This window comes from Parageobacillus sp. NEAU-HV-2 (assembly GCF_059115485.1).
In genome coordinates, this window is record NZ_JBXUJJ010000014.1 from 17,086 (window position 1) to 33,987 (window position 16,902).

Below are 16,902 nucleotides of genomic sequence, written 5' to 3' on the forward strand. Positions count from 1 at the left end.
ACAATCCCTAATACCACATCACGGACTTAAGGAGGTGTGTCTCGTGGCAAAAAAAGTTGTGAAAGTCGTCAAACTGCAAATTCCTGCAGGGAAAGCGAATCCGGCACCGCCAGTTGGTCCTGCATTAGGTCAAGCCGGTGTTAATATTATGGCGTTTTGTAAGGAGTTCAATGCTCGTACAGCAGACCAAGCGGGTTTAATTATTCCAGTTGAAATCACGGTTTTTGAAGACCGTTCATTTACATTTATCACAAAAACTCCGCCAGCTGCAGTATTGCTGAAAAAAGCGGCCGGCATTGAATCCGGTTCTGGTGAACCAAACCGTAATAAAGTAGCAACAATCAAACGCGACAAAGTGCGCGAGATTGCGGAAATGAAAATGCCGGATTTAAACGCAGCAAGCATTGAGGCTGCGATGCGCATGGTTGAAGGTACAGCCCGCAGCATGGGTATTGTTATCGAAGACTAATGTGCATAGTGTTGGCTGAGGAGGTTGCGACTACAAGGAGTGATCCTTTTCGCAACCTTTATTCGTGGGAGGTTATTCCGCTAAAACCACAATGAGGAGGAATGTTTTATGCCAAAAAGAGGAAAAAAATACTTAGAAGCATTGAAGCTTGTAGACCGCTTCAAAGCGTATCCAATCACAGAAGCGATTGAACTGGTGAAAAAAACGAACATTGCTAAATTTGATGCTACAGTGGAAGTTGCGTTCCGTTTAGGCGTCGATCCGAAAAAAGCGGATCAACAAATTCGTGGCGCGGTTGTATTGCCTCATGGTACAGGGAAAGTACAACGTGTATTAGTATTCGCTAAAGGGGAAAAAGCGAAAGAAGCGGAAGCAGCTGGCGCCGACTACGTTGGCGATACAGAATATATCAACAAAATCCAACAAGGCTGGTTTGATTTTGACGTTGTTGTCGCAACACCTGACATGATGGGTGAGGTTGGTAAATTAGGACGTATTTTAGGTCCAAAAGGATTAATGCCAAACCCGAAAACTGGTACCGTTACATTTGATGTAGCAAAAGCGGTGCAAGAAATTAAAGCTGGTAAAGTCGAATATCGCGTTGACAAAGCCGGCAACATCCATGTGCCGATTGGCAAAGTGTCGTTTGACAACGAGAAACTGGCAGAAAACTTCGCTACGATTTACGAAGCGATTTTAAAAGCAAAACCAGCCGCAGCAAAAGGTACGTACGTGAAAAACGTAACGGTTACTTCGACGATGGGACCTGGCATCAAAGTAGACCCATCTACAGTAGCGGTAGCGCAATAAAATATTGACTTCTTTCAATCCTTTTAGTAAAATATCTTTTGTCTGAAAAAATGAATATCATTTGTACCGTAGACAGTAGGTGCTCTTAGGAGCTTAATTTCCTACCGAGGTATTTGTACGATAGAAAAACGCGTTCAAGGTCGTTTTGCGCGTTTTACGATACCTCCATGTCTACGTGGCATGGAGGTTTTTTGCTGATGCGGTATAAGTGGTGTTTTCATTTTATCTTCTACAGGAGGTGTAAAAATGAGCAGCGCGATCGAACTCAAAAAACAAATCGTAGCAGAGATAGCTGAAAAATTCCGCGCCAGCAAATCTACGGTTATCGTAGACTACCGTGGCTTAAACGTAGCGGAAATTACAGAACTCCGTAAGCAGCTCCGCGAAGCGGGCATTGAGTTCAAAGTATATAAAAACACATTAACCCGCCGCGCGCTAGCAGAAGTTGGATTAGAAGGATTAAACGACGTACTTACTGGACCAAATGCGATTGCATTTAGCAATGAAGATGTCGTAGCGCCGGCGAAAATTTTAAGTGAATTTGCCAAAAGCCATGAAGCGCTTGAAATTAAAGCAGGTGTCATTGAAGGCAACATTGCAACGCTTGAAGAAATCAATGCGCTTGCAAAACTTCCTTCTCGCGAAGGCTTGCTTTCTATGTTGCTTAGCGTTCTTCAGGCGCCAATTCGCAACTTTGCGCTTGTTACAAAAGCAGTTGCGGAGAAAAAAGAAGAGCAAGGCGCATAATCTCGTATCCATATATGCATAAAATTATAAATTAAGGAGGAACTGACAATGACAAAAGAACAAATCATTGAAGCGGTTAAAAATATGACAGTATTAGAATTAAATGAATTAGTAAAAGCAATTGAAGAAGAGTTCGGCGTAACTGCTGCTGCTCCTGTAGTAGTTGCTGGCGGTGCTGCTGCTGGCGGCGAAGCTGCTGCTGAAAAAACAGAATTCGATGTTATCCTTGCTGACGCTGGTGCGCAAAAAATTAAAGTTATCAAAGTTGTTCGTGAAATCACTGGTCTTGGCTTAAAAGAAGCAAAAGACTTAGTTGATAACACTCCAAAACCAATTAAAGAAGGCGTTTCGAAAGAAGAAGCAGAAGAAATCAAAGCAAAACTTGAAGAAGTTGGCGCTAACGTAGAAGTAAAATAATCGCTGTTTACAAGAAAAAAAGCCCGCTGGTTTCAGCGGGCTTTTTTACTGCAAAAATGGGTATGATGGAAGATAGATGAGCGAAAGAAAGGTGATGAATTTGAGCGAACATTATTATTCTTCCACCCCGTCATCGGAACGCCATCCTCATACGTGGACGTTTGTATTGCGGGGCAACAAGCTTGTATTTACCACGGACAGCGGTGTATTTTCCAAACGAGAAGTCGATTTTGGCACGCGGCTGTTGATTGAAACGTTTACAGAACCGGATATAGAGGGCGGCTTTTTAGATATCGGCTGCGGATATGGTCCGATTGGCTTGGCGATTGCAAAGTCTTTTCCACACCGTCATGTAGACATGGTGGATATTAACAAGCGCGCGATCGAGCTGGCTATTGAAAATAAACAGGCCAACGATATTACAAATGTAACGATTTATGAAAGTGATTTATTTGAGCAAGTAGGCGATAAAAAATTTGCCGCAATTTTAACCAATCCGCCGATTCGCGCCGGAAAACGCGTTGTTCATACGATTTTCGAACAAAGCGCTGACCATCTTTGCGAAAATGGAGAGCTATGGGTTGTGATTCAGAAAAAGCAGGGGGCGCCTTCCGCGTTAAAAAAGCTGCAAGAAGTATTTTCGCATGTAGAAGTGGTGACGAAGAAAAAAGGATATTATATCATAAAGGCGAAAAAATGTTGACAGTGTTTTTTGGTTGTGATAACATTATACAATGCTAAATGTGTACATTTCCCTAGTAGGATAGGACGTATAATTTTGGTTATAATGGAAAAAATGATAAAATCAATAAATAGGTGAAAATATGGTTTTCTATCATAGAAACCATTTTCTTTTTTTCTCCATGAAAAGCATGGCTCCATGTTTACCTTCCAATTTGATTAATGTTTTTGAGGGGTGAATCACTTGACAGGCCGACTAGTTCAATATGGACGACACCGCCAACGAAGAAGTTACGCGCGCATTAGTGAAGTGCTCGAATTGCCGAATCTTATTGAGATTCAAACTTCCTCTTACAAATGGTTTCTTGATGAAGGATTGCGGGAAATGTTCCGCGAAATTTCCCCGATCGAAGACTTTTCCGGTAATCTTTCTCTGGAATTTATTGATTATAGTTTAGGGGAGCCGAAATACACGGTAGAAGAAGCGAAAGAACGCGATGTTACATATGCTGCACCGCTTCGCGTAAAAGTGCGTTTGATTAACAAAGAGACAGGTGAAGTAAAGGAACAAGATGTGTTTATGGGTGATTTCCCGTTAATGACAGAAACAGGAACGTTTATCATTAACGGGGCAGAGCGGGTTATTGTATCCCAGCTTGTCCGCTCCCCGAGCGTGTACTACAGCGACAAAGTGGATAAAAACGGAAAACGCGGCTATTCGGCGACCGTGATTCCGAACCGCGGCGCTTGGCTAGAATACGAAACTGACGCCAAAGATGTCGTATATGTTCGCATTGATCGCACACGTAAACTACCAGTTACGGTGCTTCTTCGTGCGCTCGGGTTTGGTTCCGATCAAGAAATTATTGATTTAATCGGCGACAATGAATATTTGCGCAACACGCTTGAAAAAGATAATACGGATAGCACCGAAAAAGCGCTCATTGAAATTTACGAGCGCCTGCGCCCGGGTGAACCACCGACAATTGAAAATGCGAAAAACTTGTTAATCTCTCGCTTTTTTGATCCGAAACGCTATGATTTAGCAAGCGTCGGACGTTATAAGATTAATAAAAAGCTTCATATTAAAAATCGCCTGTTTAACCAACGTCTTGCCGAAACATTAATCGATCCGGAAACAGGCGAGATTATTGCGGAAAAAGGAGCAATCATTGACCGCAGAACGTTAAATCGTTTGATGCCATACCTTGAAAACGGCATTGGCTTGCAAACTTATAAACCTGCCGGAGGCGTAGTAGAAGAACCGATTTCTGTGCAGTCGATTAAAATTTACTCGCCAAATGATCCGGACAACGAACAAGTGATCAATGTCATCAGCAATGGCTATATTGCTGAAGATGTCAAACATATTACCCCAGCCGATATTATCGCTTCGATCAGCTATTTCTTTAACTTGCTGCATGGGGTTGGCGATACGGATGATATCGACCATTTAGGAAACCGTCGTCTTCGTTCGGTCGGTGAATTGCTGCAAAACCAATTCCGTATCGGTTTATCGCGTATGGAACGGGTTGTTCGCGAGCGCATGTCCATTCAAGATACAAACACGATTACACCGCAGCAATTGATCAACATTCGGCCAGTCATTGCTGCGATTAAAGAGTTTTTCGGAAGCTCGCAGCTTTCGCAATTTATGGACCAAACGAACCCGCTTGCCGAATTAACGCATAAGCGCCGTCTTTCGGCGTTAGGACCAGGCGGGCTGACGCGTGAGCGCGCAGGGTTTGAGGTGCGCGACGTTCACTACTCCCACTATGGACGGATGTGTCCGATTGAAACGCCTGAGGGTCCAAACATTGGATTAATTAACTCGCTATCGACTTATGCGAAAGTCAATAAATTCGGGTTCATTGAAACGCCGTATCGTCGCGTCGACCCGGAAACAGGAAGAGTAACCGATCAAATTGATTACTTAACGGCTGACGAAGAGGACAACTATGTCGTGGCTCAAGCGAACGTCCCGCTCGCGGAAGATGGAACGTTCTTAGAAGAAAATGTGGTTGCACGTTTCCGCGGGGAAAACATTGTCGTCAAACGCGACCGCGTTGACTATATGGACGTTTCGCCAAAGCAAGTTGTATCGGCAGCAACGGCGTGCATTCCGTTCTTAGAAAACGACGACTCGAACCGTGCGCTGATGGGTGCGAACATGCAACGCCAAGCGGTTCCACTGTTAGAACCGGAAGCGCCAATTGTCGGTACAGGAATGGAATATGTATCAGCGAAAGACTCCGGTGCCGCTGTTATTTGTAAACATCGCGGTATTGTCGAGCGGGTAGAGGCGAAAGAAATTTGGGTTCGCCGTCTCATTGAAGTAGACGGAAAGGAAGTAAAAGGAGACCTTGACAAATATCGTCTGTTGAAATTTGTCCGCTCGAACCAAGGAACTTGCTACAATCAGCGTCCAATTGTGAAAAAAGGTGACATTGTTGAAAAAGGTGAAATTTTAGCAGATGGTCCGTCGATGGACAAAGGTGAGCTTGCGCTTGGCCGCAACGTGCTTGTCGCTTTTATGACTTGGGACGGCTATAACTATGAAGACGCGATTATTATGAGCGAACGCCTTGTCAAAGAGGACGTATACACATCGATCCACATCGAGGAATATGAAGCGGAATCCCGCGACACAAAACTAGGACCAGAGGAAATTACGCGCGATATTCCAAACGTCGGGGAGGATGCACTAAAGAATTTAGATGAACGCGGAATTGTCCGCATCGGCGCTGAAGTAAAAGACGGCGACTTGCTCGTCGGAAAAGTAACGCCAAAAGGAATGACGGAGCTTACAGCTGAAGAACGGTTGTTGCACGCCATCTTCGGGGAAAAAGCGCGCGAGGTTCGCGATACATCGCTGCGCGTTCCGCATGGCGGCGGTGGTATCGTTCTTGACGTAAAAGTGTTTAACCGCGAAGACGGCGATGAGCTTCCTCCTGGCGTCAATCAGCTTGTCCGCGTGTATATCGTGCAAAAACGGAAAATTTCCGAAGGCGATAAAATGGCGGGCCGCCACGGAAACAAAGGGGTTATTTCCCGCATCTTGCCGGAAGAAGATATGCCGTTCTTGCCGGATGGCACACCGATTGATATTATGTTAAACCCGTTAGGTGTCCCGTCGCGGATGAACATTGGGCAAGTGTTTGAGCTGCATCTCGGGATGGCCGCGAAAAAACTCGGTCTTCATATTGCGTCGCCGGTATTTGACGGCGCTACGGAAGAAGACGTATGGAACATCCTGGAGGAAGCGGGGATGCCACGGGATGCAAAAACAGTTCTATACGATGGCAGAACGGGAGAGCCGTTTGATAACCGCGTATCGGTCGGTATTATGTATATGATTAAGCTGGCGCACATGGTTGACGATAAGCTTCATGCTCGCTCAACGGGGCCATACTCGCTTGTTACGCAGCAGCCGCTCGGTGGGAAAGCGCAATTTGGTGGACAACGTTTCGGTGAAATGGAAGTATGGGCGCTCGAAGCTTACGGTGCTGCGTATACATTGCAAGAAATACTTACCGTCAAATCAGACGATGTGGTTGGCCGCGTGAAGACATACGAAGCGATTGTCAAAGGAGAAAACATACCGGAGCCAGGTGTGCCGGAGTCGTTTAAAGTGTTAATTAAAGAATTGCAAAGCTTAGGCATGGATGTAACGATTTTAACGAGCGATGAACAAGAAATTAATATGGAAAACTTCGATGAGGACGAAGACCATGCTGCCGATGCGATTGTTTCGGAAGTGAAGCCGGCAGAAAAAGAAAAAGCAGCTGAAAAAGACGCCGTCACGAAGGAATAAGCTTAACCGATAGTGATGGGGGAATGTTCCTCCATCACTATCAAGGTGTTATCCAACAAACAAGCAATTGAGGCAAAACCGATGGATAAAGAGGGAGGTATACCCCTTGCTAGATGTAAATAAATTTGAGTACATGAAAATCGGGCTCGCTTCACCGGAGAAAATCCGCTCCTGGTCGTACGGTGAAGTAAAAAAACCGGAAACGATTAACTATCGTACATTGAAGCCGGAAAAAGACGGATTGTTTTGCGAGCGCATTTTCGGGCCAACTAAAGACTGGGAATGCCATTGCGGAAAATATAAGCGCGTACGTTATAAAGGTGTTGTCTGCGACCGCTGCGGTGTCGAAGTGACTCGCTCGAAAGTCCGCCGCGAACGGATGGGACATATTGAACTAGCCGCTCCTGTTTCTCATATTTGGTATTTTAAAGGCATCCCAAGCCGTATGGGGCTTGTGTTGGATATGTCGCCGCGGGCGCTAGAGGAAGTAATTTATTTCGCCTCCTACGTGGTGACCGACCCAGGCGATACGCCTTTAGAGAAGAAACAGTTACTTTCCGAGAAAGAATATCGCGCCTATCGCGAAAAATACGGGCAATCATTCCAAGCTTCCATGGGGGCGGAAGCCATTAAAAAGCTTCTCCAAGATATCGACTTAGATAAAGAAGTAGCAACGTTAAAAGAAGAGCTGAAAACGGCGCAAGGACAGCGGCGCGCCCGTATTATCAAGCGCTTGGAAGTGTTAGAGGCGTTCCGCAACTCAGGCAACGATCCTGCGTGGATGGTGCTTGATGTACTTCCGGTTATCCCGCCTGAATTGCGGCCGATGGTGCAATTAGACGGCGGACGCTTTGCGACATCGGACTTGAACGATTTGTACCGCCGCGTGATTAACCGAAACAATCGTTTGAAACGCTTGTTGGATCTCGGCGCACCGAACATTATTGTGCAAAACGAAAAACGGATGCTGCAAGAAGCGGTGGACGCGCTGATTGACAATGGCCGCCGCGGCCGTCCGGTGACAGGACCTGGGAACCGTCCATTAAAATCATTGTCCCACATGTTAAAAGGGAAACAAGGACGATTCCGGCAAAACTTGCTTGGTAAGCGCGTTGACTATTCCGGCCGTTCCGTTATTGTTGTCGGCCCGAACTTAAAAATGTATCAATGTGGCTTGCCGAAAGAAATGGCGCTTGAGCTCTTTAAACCGTTTGTTATGAAAGAGCTGGTGGAACGCGGATTGGCGCATAACATTAAAAGCGCGAAACGGAAAATTGAGCGTGTTCATCCAGAAGTATGGGACGTATTAGAAGATGTCATTAAAGAACATCCAGTGCTTTTGAACCGTGCTCCAACGCTTCACCGTTTAGGCATTCAAGCGTTTGAGCCAACGCTTGTTGAAGGCCGCGCAATTCGCTTGCATCCGCTTGTATGTACGGCGTATAACGCGGACTTTGACGGAGACCAAATGGCGGTTCACGTTCCGCTCTCGGCGGAAGCACAAGCGGAAGCGCGCTTGCTCATGCTGGCTGCGCAAAATATTTTGAACCCGAAAGACGGAAAGCCGGTTGTTACACCTTCGCAAGACATGGTTTTAGGAAACTATTACTTAACGATGGAGCGCGAAGGGGCCATCGGCGAAGGTATGGTATTTAAAGATACGAACGAGGCGCTGCTTGCATATCATAATGGATATGTTCATTTGCATTCGCGCATTGCTGTTCATGCCGGCTCATTGAAAAACGAAACGTTCACCGAAGAGCAAAACAACAAATTATTGCTCACTACCGTCGGCAAATTGATTTTCAACGAAATTTTGCCAAACTCGTTCCCTTACATTAATGAGCCGACGACAGAAAACATTGAAGGGCGGACGCCGGATAAATATTTCCTTGATAAAGGCGTAAATGTGAAAGAAGAGATTCGCAAACGCGAACTTGTGTCGCCGTTTAAGAAAAAAGTGCTTGGACAAATTATCGCGGAAGTATTCAAGCGGTTTAAAATTACGGAAACGTCGAAGATGCTTGACCGCATGAAAGATTTAGGTTTCCAATATTCGACGAAAGCCGGTATTACGATCGGCGTCGCCGATATCGTAGTATTGCCGGAAAAACAAGAAATTCTTGACGAAGCACAAGCGAAAGTCGATACCGTATTGAAGCAGTTCCGCCGCGGTTTAATTACCGATGAAGAGCGCTATGAACGTGTCATTTCGATTTGGAGCGCAGCGAAAGACAAAATTCAAGACAGACTAATGAAATCGTTGGATAAACGCAACCCAATCTTTATGATGAGCGATTCTGGAGCGCGCGGTAACGCTTCGAACTTTACGCAGCTTGCCGGAATGCGCGGTCTCATGGCCAACCCGGCAGGACGCATCATTGAGTTGCCGATTAAGTCGTCGTTCCGTGAAGGATTAACGGTATTGGAATACTTTATTTCTACGCACGGGGCGCGCAAAGGGCTGGCGGATACGGCTCTGAAAACAGCGGACTCTGGCTATCTCACGAGACGGCTTGTCGACGTGGCGCAAGATGTGATTGTCCGCGAAGAAGATTGCGGTACAGATCGCGGTATTCTTGCAAGAGCGTTGACAGACGGCACAGAAGTGATCGTCAAATTAGAAGAGCGCCTTGTCGGCCGCTATGCGCAAAAAACGGTGAAACATCCGGAAACAGGCGAAATACTCGTTCGCAAAGATGAAATGATCACCGAAGATATTGCGAATGAGATCATTAAAGCAGGTATTACAGAAGTATGGATTCGCTCTGCCTTTACATGCAATACGCGGCATGGCGTATGTAAAAAATGCTATGGCCGCAACTTGGCGACAGGCGCCGATGTCGAAGTCGGCGAAGCGGTCGGTATTATCGCGGCCCAGTCGATCGGGGAGCCTGGTACGCAGTTGACGATGCGTACGTTCCATACAGGCGGTGTTGCCGGCGACGACATCACCCAAGGTTTGCCGCGTGTTCAAGAGCTGTTTGAAGCGCGTAATCCGAAAGGGCAAGCCGTCATTTCGGAAATTGATGGCGTTGTTGTTTCCATTAGCGAAACGCGTGATCATCAATATGAAATTGTTGTCAAAGGCGAAGTTGAAACGCGTTCATATGTTGCCCCTTACAACGCAAGACTAAAAGTTGAAGAAGGACAGCAAGTAGAGAGAGGTCAAGAGCTGACGGAAGGCTCGATCGATCCAAAACAGCTGTTAAGAGTCCGCGACGTTACATCGGTTCAAGAATACTTGCTGCGTGAAGTGCAAAAAGTATACCGGATGCAAGGGGTAGAAATTAGCGACAAACATATTGAAGTGATGGTTCGGCAAATGCTGCGCAAAGTGCGCGTCATTGATGCAGGGGACACGGACGTGCTGCCAGGAACGCTGTTGGATGTGCATCAATTTACAGACGTCAATGAAAAAGCGATTTTGGAAGGAAAACGTCCGGCAACAGCTCGGCCAGTATTGCTTGGTATTACAAAAGCATCGCTTGAAACAGACTCGTTCTTATCGGCTGCATCGTTCCAAGAAACAACGCGCGTGTTGACCGATGCGGCGATTAAAGGAAAACGCGATGAATTGCTTGGCTTAAAAGAAAACGTCATTATCGGTAAGCTTGTTCCAGCAGGAACAGGAATGGCGCGCTATCGTAAAGTCAAGCCGGTGGTCAAGAAAGAACAGGAAAGCGATGCCGTTACATCTAAATAATCTCTCGTTGCCAGCAAAGGACCTCCTTTGCTGGCAATAAATTGATCGAAAATATAGTTGACAATGTCTTGCAAAAATGATAGTATAACAAAGGTGTTCCAAAAACCTGGTACTTTGGAGGATATGTTACATGTCTTATGAAAAAGTATTACAGGCTGGAAAAATTGTTATTGGAACGAAACAAACAGTAAGAGCTCTGAAAGAAGGAAAAGCGCTCGAAGTCATCATTGCCGAAGATGCGGATCCATCCATTGTTGATAAGGTGATGGAAGCTGCAAAAGAGGCAAACGTTCCTGTTACGAAAGTAGATTCGATGAAAAAGCTTGGGAAAGCGTGCAAAATTCAAGTAGGAGCAGCTGCTGTAGCGATTCTTCGGTAAAAACCATTTTGGTTTTTATCTTAAAAACTTCGTTTGTATAAATAATGAACCGCCTGGATATGTGGGCTTAAGTTTATATGTGAAAGGAGGACATTCAATATGCCTACAATTAACCAATTAGTCCGTAAAGGACGCGAGAAAAAAGTAGTAAAATCCAAATCTCCTGCGTTAAATAAAGGGTACAACAGCTTTAAAAAAGTACAAACAAACGTTGCTTCGCCACAAAAACGCGGCGTTTGCACACGTGTTGGCACGATGACTCCGAAAAAGCCAAACTCTGCGCTTCGTAAATATGCGCGTGTTCGTTTATCGAACGGTATTGAGGTAACGGCTTACATCCCTGGTATCGGCCACAACTTGCAAGAACACAGCGTTGTATTAATTCGTGGCGGACGTGTAAAAGACTTGCCAGGGGTACGTTATCACATCATTCGTGGTGCCCTCGATACAGCAGGTGTGGCAAACCGTATGCAAGGACGTTCGAAATACGGTGCGAAAAAACCAAAAGAATCGAAAAAATAATAAAGTAAATCGGATTTTTTACTGAAAGGAGGAAAAACTATGCCACGTAGAGGTCCAGTTGCAAAACGAGACGTACTACCAGACCCAATTTACAATTCGAAACTAGTAACCCGTCTAATCAATAAAATTATGGTAGACGGAAAAAAATCAAAAGCGCAAAAAATTCTTTACACGGCATTTGATATTATCCGCGAACGTACGGGTAAAGATCCTATGGAAGTATTTGAACAAGCATTAAAAAATGTTATGCCTGTTTTGGAGGTTCGCGCACGCCGCGTCGGTGGGGCAAACTACCAAGTTCCTGTTGAGGTTCGTCCAGATCGCCGTGTGTCGTTAGGGCTCCGTTGGTTAGTGCAATATTCCCGTCTTCGCGGCGAAAAAACGATGGAAGAGCGTCTTGCGAATGAAATTATGGACGCGGCCAACAACACTGGTGCAGCGGTGAAAAAACGCGAAGATACGCACAAAATGGCGGAGGCAAACAAAGCGTTTGCACATTATCGTTGGTAATGATCGGTTAACGATCTGCATTAAGGAAATAGGTGATGGTGGCAAAATCAGCTTGCCGCCTATTCACCTATATTCCTATATTATGATTTTGTATTGTTTTATATTGGCTTGATTATTATACATGATACTTATTTGAAGGAAGGAGAAAATAACCACCATGGCAAGAGAGTTCTCCTTAGAAAACACTCGAAACATTGGGATTATGGCGCACATTGACGCCGGTAAGACAACAACAACAGAGCGCATCTTGTTCTACACAGGACGTGTTCATAAAATCGGTGAAGTCCATGAAGGCGCGGCTACAATGGACTGGATGGAGCAAGAACAAGAGCGCGGGATTACGATTACGTCTGCGGCGACAACAGCGCAATGGAAAGGTCATCGCATCAATATTATCGATACGCCAGGGCACGTAGACTTTACGGTAGAGGTAGAGCGTTCCCTTCGCGTGCTTGACGGTGCGATTACTGTTCTTGACGCGCAATCCGGTGTAGAACCGCAAACGGAAACAGTCTGGCGCCAAGCGACTACATACGGAGTTCCACGTATTGTATTCGTCAACAAAATGGATAAAATCGGCGCGGACTTCCTATATGCTGTAAAAACGCTTCATGACCGCTTGCAAGCAAACGCGCATCCAGTGCAATTGCCAATCGGCGCGGAAGACCAATTCTCCGGCATTATTGACCTTGTCGAAATGTGCGCTTACCATTATCATGATGAACTTGGCAAAAATATTGAGCGCATTGAAATTCCGGAAGACTACCGCGATATGGCGGAAGAATATCATAACAAGCTTGTTGAAGCGGTTGCCGAATTAGATGAAGAACTGATGATGAAATATTTAGAAGGGGAAGAAATTACAAAAGAAGAATTAAAAGCAGCGATTCGCAAAGCGACGATCAGCGTAGAATTCTTCCCTGTATTCTGCGGCTCCGCATTTAAAAACAAAGGTGTTCAATTGCTGTTAGATGGGGTCGTAGATTATTTGCCGTCTCCAGTCGATATTCCGCCAATTAAAGGGGTCGTACCGGATACGGAAGAAGAAGTTGTTCGTGAAGCAAAAGACGACGCTCCATTTGCGGCGTTGGCATTTAAAATTATGACAGACCCTTATGTTGGTAAATTAACGTTCTTCCGTGTGTACTCTGGCACGCTTGATTCTGGTTCATATGTTATGAACTCGACGAAACGCAAACGCGAACGTATCGGTCGTCTCCTACAAATGCATGCGAACCACCGTCAAGAAATTTCGACAGTATATGCCGGTGACATCGCGGCAGCTGTAGGTTTAAAAGATACAACAACAGGCGATACTCTATGTGATGAAAAGAGCCTTGTTGTATTAGAATCAATGGAATTCCCAGAACCAGTTATTTCGGTAGCAATTGAACCGAAATCCAAAGCAGACCAAGATAAAATGAGCCAAGCATTGCAAAAGTTACAAGAAGAAGACCCGACATTCCGCGCTCATACAGATCCAGAAACTGGCCAAACGATCATTTCTGGTATGGGTGAGCTCCACCTAGACATCATCGTTGACCGTATGCGCCGTGAATTCAAAGTGGAAGCGAATGTTGGTGCTCCACAAGTTGCATACCGTGAAACGTTCCGCCAATCGGCGCAAGTCGAAGGAAAATTTATCCGTCAATCCGGTGGTCGTGGTCAATACGGTCACGTTTGGATCGAATTCTCGCCAAACGAACGCGGAAAAGGGTTCGAATTTGAAAATGCGATTGTCGGTGGGGTTGTTCCGAAAGAATATATACCGGCAGTCCAAGCAGGTCTTGAAGAAGCAATGCAAAACGGGGTTCTTGCCGGATATCCAGTGGTCGACATTAAAGCGAAACTATTTGATGGTTCTTACCATGATGTCGACTCGAGTGAAATGGCGTTCAAAATCGCAGCTTCTTTAGCATTGAAAAACGCTGCGACTAAATGTGACCCTGTACTGCTTGAGCCAATCATGAAAGTCGAAGTAGTTATTCCAGAAGAATATCTTGGCGATATTATGGGCGACATCACTTCTCGCCGCGGCCGCGTTGAAGGAATGGAAGCCCGCGGTAATGCACAAGTCGTCCGCGCGATGGTTCCGCTTTCGGAAATGTTTGGATATGCTACTTCACTACGCTCTAATACACAAGGACGCGGAACGTTCTCGATGGTATTTGACCACTATGAAGAAGTTCCGAAAAACATTGCAGACGAAATCATCAAAAAAAATAAAGGTGAATAATTGATTTCTCTGCATAGTTTCGCTATAAATACTTATGTAAGAAACTTGGGAACAAATACAATCTGTATTTGTTCCCAGGCATCCTATAATTTATATAACCATATAAAAATTATATTCTAATTTTAAGGAGGATATTTCTCATGGCTAAAGCGAAATTCGAACGTACGAAACCACACGTCAACATTGGTACTATCGGCCACGTTGACCATGGTAAAACGACGTTGACTGCTGCGATTACAACGGTTCTTGCTAAGCAAGGTAAAGCAGAAGCTCGTGCTTATGACCAAATCGACGCAGCTCCAGAAGAACGTGAACGCGGTATCACAATCTCTACTGCGCACGTTGAGTATGAAACTGACGCTCGTCACTATGCGCACGTTGACTGCCCTGGCCACGCAGACTACGTGAAAAACATGATCACAGGTGCAGCGCAAATGGACGGCGCAATCCTTGTTGTATCTGCAGCTGACGGCCCAATGCCGCAAACTCGCGAACACATTCTTCTTTCTCGCCAAGTAGGTGTACCATACATCGTTGTATTCTTAAACAAATGCGACATGGTAGACGATGAAGAATTGTTAGAACTAGTTGAAATGGAAGTTCGCGATCTATTATCTGAATATGACTTCCCTGGCGATGAAGTACCTGTTATCAAAGGTTCTGCATTAAAAGCGCTTGAAGGCGATCCTGAATGGGAAGCAAAAATCATTGAATTGATGAACGCGGTTGACGAATACATTCCAACTCCGCAACGTGAAATCGACAAACCATTCATGATGCCAATTGAAGACGTATTCTCGATCACTGGCCGTGGTACGGTAGCAACTGGCCGTGTAGAACGCGGTACGTTAAAAGTTGGTGACGCGGTAGAAATCGTTGGTCTTGCTGACGAGCCAAAATCTACAACAGTTACTGGTGTAGAAATGTTCCGCAAGCTTCTTGACCAAGCAGAAGCTGGTGACAACATCGGTGCGCTTCTTCGCGGGGTATCTCGTGATGAAGTAGAACGCGGTCAAGTACTTGCGAAACCAGGCTCTATCACACCACATACAAAATTTAAAGCACAAGTTTACGTTTTAACAAAAGAAGAAGGTGGACGTCATACTCCATTCTTCTCTAACTACCGTCCACAATTCTACTTCCGTACAACAGACGTTACAGGTATCATCACGCTTCCAGAAGGCGTAGAAATGGTTATGCCTGGCGACAACGTTGAAATGACTGTAGAATTAATCGCGCCAATCGCGATCGAAGAAGGTACAAAATTCTCGATCCGTGAAGGCGGACGTACAGTAGGCGCAGGTTCTGTATCTGAAATCATCGAATAATGGCGCTTGCGTCCTATCTCGAAAACAAGCAGGTTTGCTGATCGGCAAACCTGCTTTTCTTTTTTATGTAATTTTTCGACAGGTTGAAAATGGACAGTTGGCTATGTATAATTAAGAAGTGCGTAGAAAAACGAAGAAATAGCTTGCAATCTCGTTTACATATCTGTATAATATACAATGTTGGTCTTTGACCGCTTTGACTGCGATGAAGTGGAAGGTTGCTGACACACCCGGTCGCTTTGCCATGGCGAGTGTGCAGGAAATTTCCATGGAGAATGTCTATTTTGAAAATAGGCGAAGAAGGAGGGAAAACAATGGCAAAAGAAAAAATTCGTATCCGTTTAAAAGCTTACGATCATCGAATTCTTGATCAATCTGCGGAAAAAATCGTAGAAACAGCAAAACGTTCCGGCGCAAAAGTATCCGGTCCGATTCCGTTGCCAACGGAAAGAACTGTTTATACGATTTTGCGCGCTGTTCACAAGTACAAAGATTCTCGTGAACAATTCGAAATGCGTACACACAAACGCTTGATCGATATCGTAAACCCTACTCCACAAACAGTAGATTCTTTAATGCGCCTTGATTTGCCATCTGGCGTTGATATTGAAATTAAACTTTAATTAAACAGGAGGTGTGACGAATGACCAAAGGAATCTTAGGGAGAAAAATCGGTATGACGCAAGTATTCGCGGAAAACGGCGATTTAATTCCTGTAACCGTCATTGAAGCAGCTCCAAACGTGGTATTGCAAAAGAAAACGATGGAAAAAGACGGTTATGAGGCAATCCAATTAGGTTTTGAGGATTTAAGCGAAAAACGCGCCAATAAGCCGCAAATCGGCCACGCTGCGAAAGCGAATACTGCACCTAAGCGCTTCATCCGCGAAATCCGCGGCGCAAATATTGATGAATATGAAGTTGGTCAGGAAGTCAAAGTAGATATTTTTTCTGAAGGCGATATTGTCGATGTGACTGGAATTTCAAAAGGGAAAGGATTCCAAGGTGCGATCAAACGTCATGGTCAATCTCGCGGACCAATGGCACACGGTTCTCGTTATCATCGCCGTCCAGGTTCGATGGGTGCGATTGCGCCAAACCGCGTATTTAAATCGAAAGAATTGCCAGGCCGCATGGGTGGCGAACGTGTAACGATCCAAAACTTGAAAATCGTGAAAGTGGATCCGGAACGCAACCTTCTTCTTATCAAAGGAAACGTACCTGGTCCAAGAAAAGGTTTAGTGATCGTAAAAAGCGCAGTAAAAGCGAAAGCAAAATAACATT

At 45.2% G+C, this 16,902-nt stretch carries 14 protein-coding genes and 1 other annotated feature; all 14 genes read left to right on the forward strand.

What is annotated here, in order from left to right; genetic code table 11:
* Positions 1 to 43 precede the first annotated feature (43 nt).
* The 14 genes from rplK to rplC all read left to right on the forward strand — a co-directional run bounded on the left by rplK (position 44) and on the right by rplC (position 16,898).
* Complete coding sequence (gene rplK, locus AC1WMD_RS16555; protein ID WP_017434030.1) at positions 44 to 469, forward strand: 50S ribosomal protein L11; 426 nt, start codon at positions 44 to 46, stop codon at positions 467 to 469.
* A 108-nt stretch (positions 470 to 577) separates the two neighbouring features.
* On the forward strand, positions 578 to 1,279 hold the full coding sequence (rplA, locus tag AC1WMD_RS16560) for a 50S ribosomal protein L1 (protein ID WP_043903308.1): 702 nt from the start codon (positions 578 to 580) through the stop codon (positions 1,277 to 1,279).
* 48 nt (positions 1,280 to 1,327) lie between these two features.
* Positions 1,328 to 1,481: a sequence feature (ribosomal protein L10 leader region), on the forward strand.
* Positions 1,482 to 1,525: 44 nt separating this feature from the next.
* Positions 1,526 to 2,026 (forward strand): 50S ribosomal protein L10, encoded by a 501-nt coding sequence (gene rplJ / locus AC1WMD_RS16565; protein WP_043903309.1) that lies wholly within the window; start codon positions 1,526 to 1,528, stop codon positions 2,024 to 2,026.
* A 48-nt stretch (positions 2,027 to 2,074) separates the two neighbouring features.
* Positions 2,075 to 2,443, forward strand: coding sequence for a 50S ribosomal protein L7/L12 (gene rplL / locus AC1WMD_RS16570; RefSeq protein ID WP_043903310.1), 369 nt, complete (start codon positions 2,075 to 2,077; stop codon positions 2,441 to 2,443).
* 100 nt (positions 2,444 to 2,543) lie between these two features.
* Complete coding sequence (locus AC1WMD_RS16575; RefSeq protein ID WP_494258049.1) at positions 2,544 to 3,146, forward strand: class I SAM-dependent methyltransferase; 603 nt, start codon at positions 2,544 to 2,546, stop codon at positions 3,144 to 3,146.
* A gap of 222 nt (positions 3,147 to 3,368) precedes the next feature.
* The gene (gene rpoB, locus AC1WMD_RS16580) at positions 3,369 to 6,938 is read left to right on the forward strand and encodes a DNA-directed RNA polymerase subunit beta (RefSeq protein ID WP_494258042.1); all 3,570 of its coding nucleotides are present in this window, start codon (positions 3,369 to 3,371) and stop codon (positions 6,936 to 6,938) included.
* Positions 6,939 to 7,044: 106 nt separating this feature from the next.
* Positions 7,045 to 10,644, forward strand: a complete 3,600-nt coding sequence (gene rpoC, locus AC1WMD_RS16585; RefSeq protein WP_043903312.1) for a DNA-directed RNA polymerase subunit beta' — start codon at positions 7,045 to 7,047, stop codon at positions 10,642 to 10,644.
* A gap of 130 nt (positions 10,645 to 10,774) precedes the next feature.
* Positions 10,775 to 11,023, forward strand: a complete 249-nt coding sequence (locus tag AC1WMD_RS16590) for a 50S ribosomal protein L7ae-like protein (protein ID WP_043903313.1) — start codon at positions 10,775 to 10,777, stop codon at positions 11,021 to 11,023.
* A 99-nt stretch (positions 11,024 to 11,122) separates the two neighbouring features.
* Complete coding sequence (gene rpsL, locus AC1WMD_RS16595; RefSeq protein ID WP_043903314.1) at positions 11,123 to 11,545, forward strand: 30S ribosomal protein S12; 423 nt, start codon at positions 11,123 to 11,125, stop codon at positions 11,543 to 11,545.
* 39 nt (positions 11,546 to 11,584) lie between these two features.
* Entirely contained in the window at positions 11,585 to 12,055 is a 471-nt protein-coding gene (gene rpsG, locus AC1WMD_RS16600; protein ID WP_043903315.1) for a 30S ribosomal protein S7, read from the forward strand.
* Between the two features lie 157 nt (positions 12,056 to 12,212).
* Positions 12,213 to 14,291, forward strand: coding sequence for an elongation factor G (gene fusA / locus AC1WMD_RS16605; protein WP_043903316.1), 2,079 nt, complete (start codon positions 12,213 to 12,215; stop codon positions 14,289 to 14,291).
* Positions 14,292 to 14,431: 140 nt separating this feature from the next.
* The gene (gene tuf, locus AC1WMD_RS16610) at positions 14,432 to 15,619 is read left to right on the forward strand and encodes an elongation factor Tu (RefSeq protein ID WP_043903317.1); all 1,188 of its coding nucleotides are present in this window, start codon (positions 14,432 to 14,434) and stop codon (positions 15,617 to 15,619) included.
* 314 nt (positions 15,620 to 15,933) lie between these two features.
* Positions 15,934 to 16,242 (forward strand): 30S ribosomal protein S10, encoded by a 309-nt coding sequence (rpsJ, locus tag AC1WMD_RS16615; RefSeq protein ID WP_003247558.1) that lies wholly within the window; start codon positions 15,934 to 15,936, stop codon positions 16,240 to 16,242.
* Positions 16,243 to 16,262: 20 nt separating this feature from the next.
* The gene (rplC, locus tag AC1WMD_RS16620) at positions 16,263 to 16,898 is read left to right on the forward strand and encodes a 50S ribosomal protein L3 (RefSeq protein ID WP_043903318.1); all 636 of its coding nucleotides are present in this window, start codon (positions 16,263 to 16,265) and stop codon (positions 16,896 to 16,898) included.
* Positions 16,899 to 16,902 lie beyond the last annotated feature (4 nt).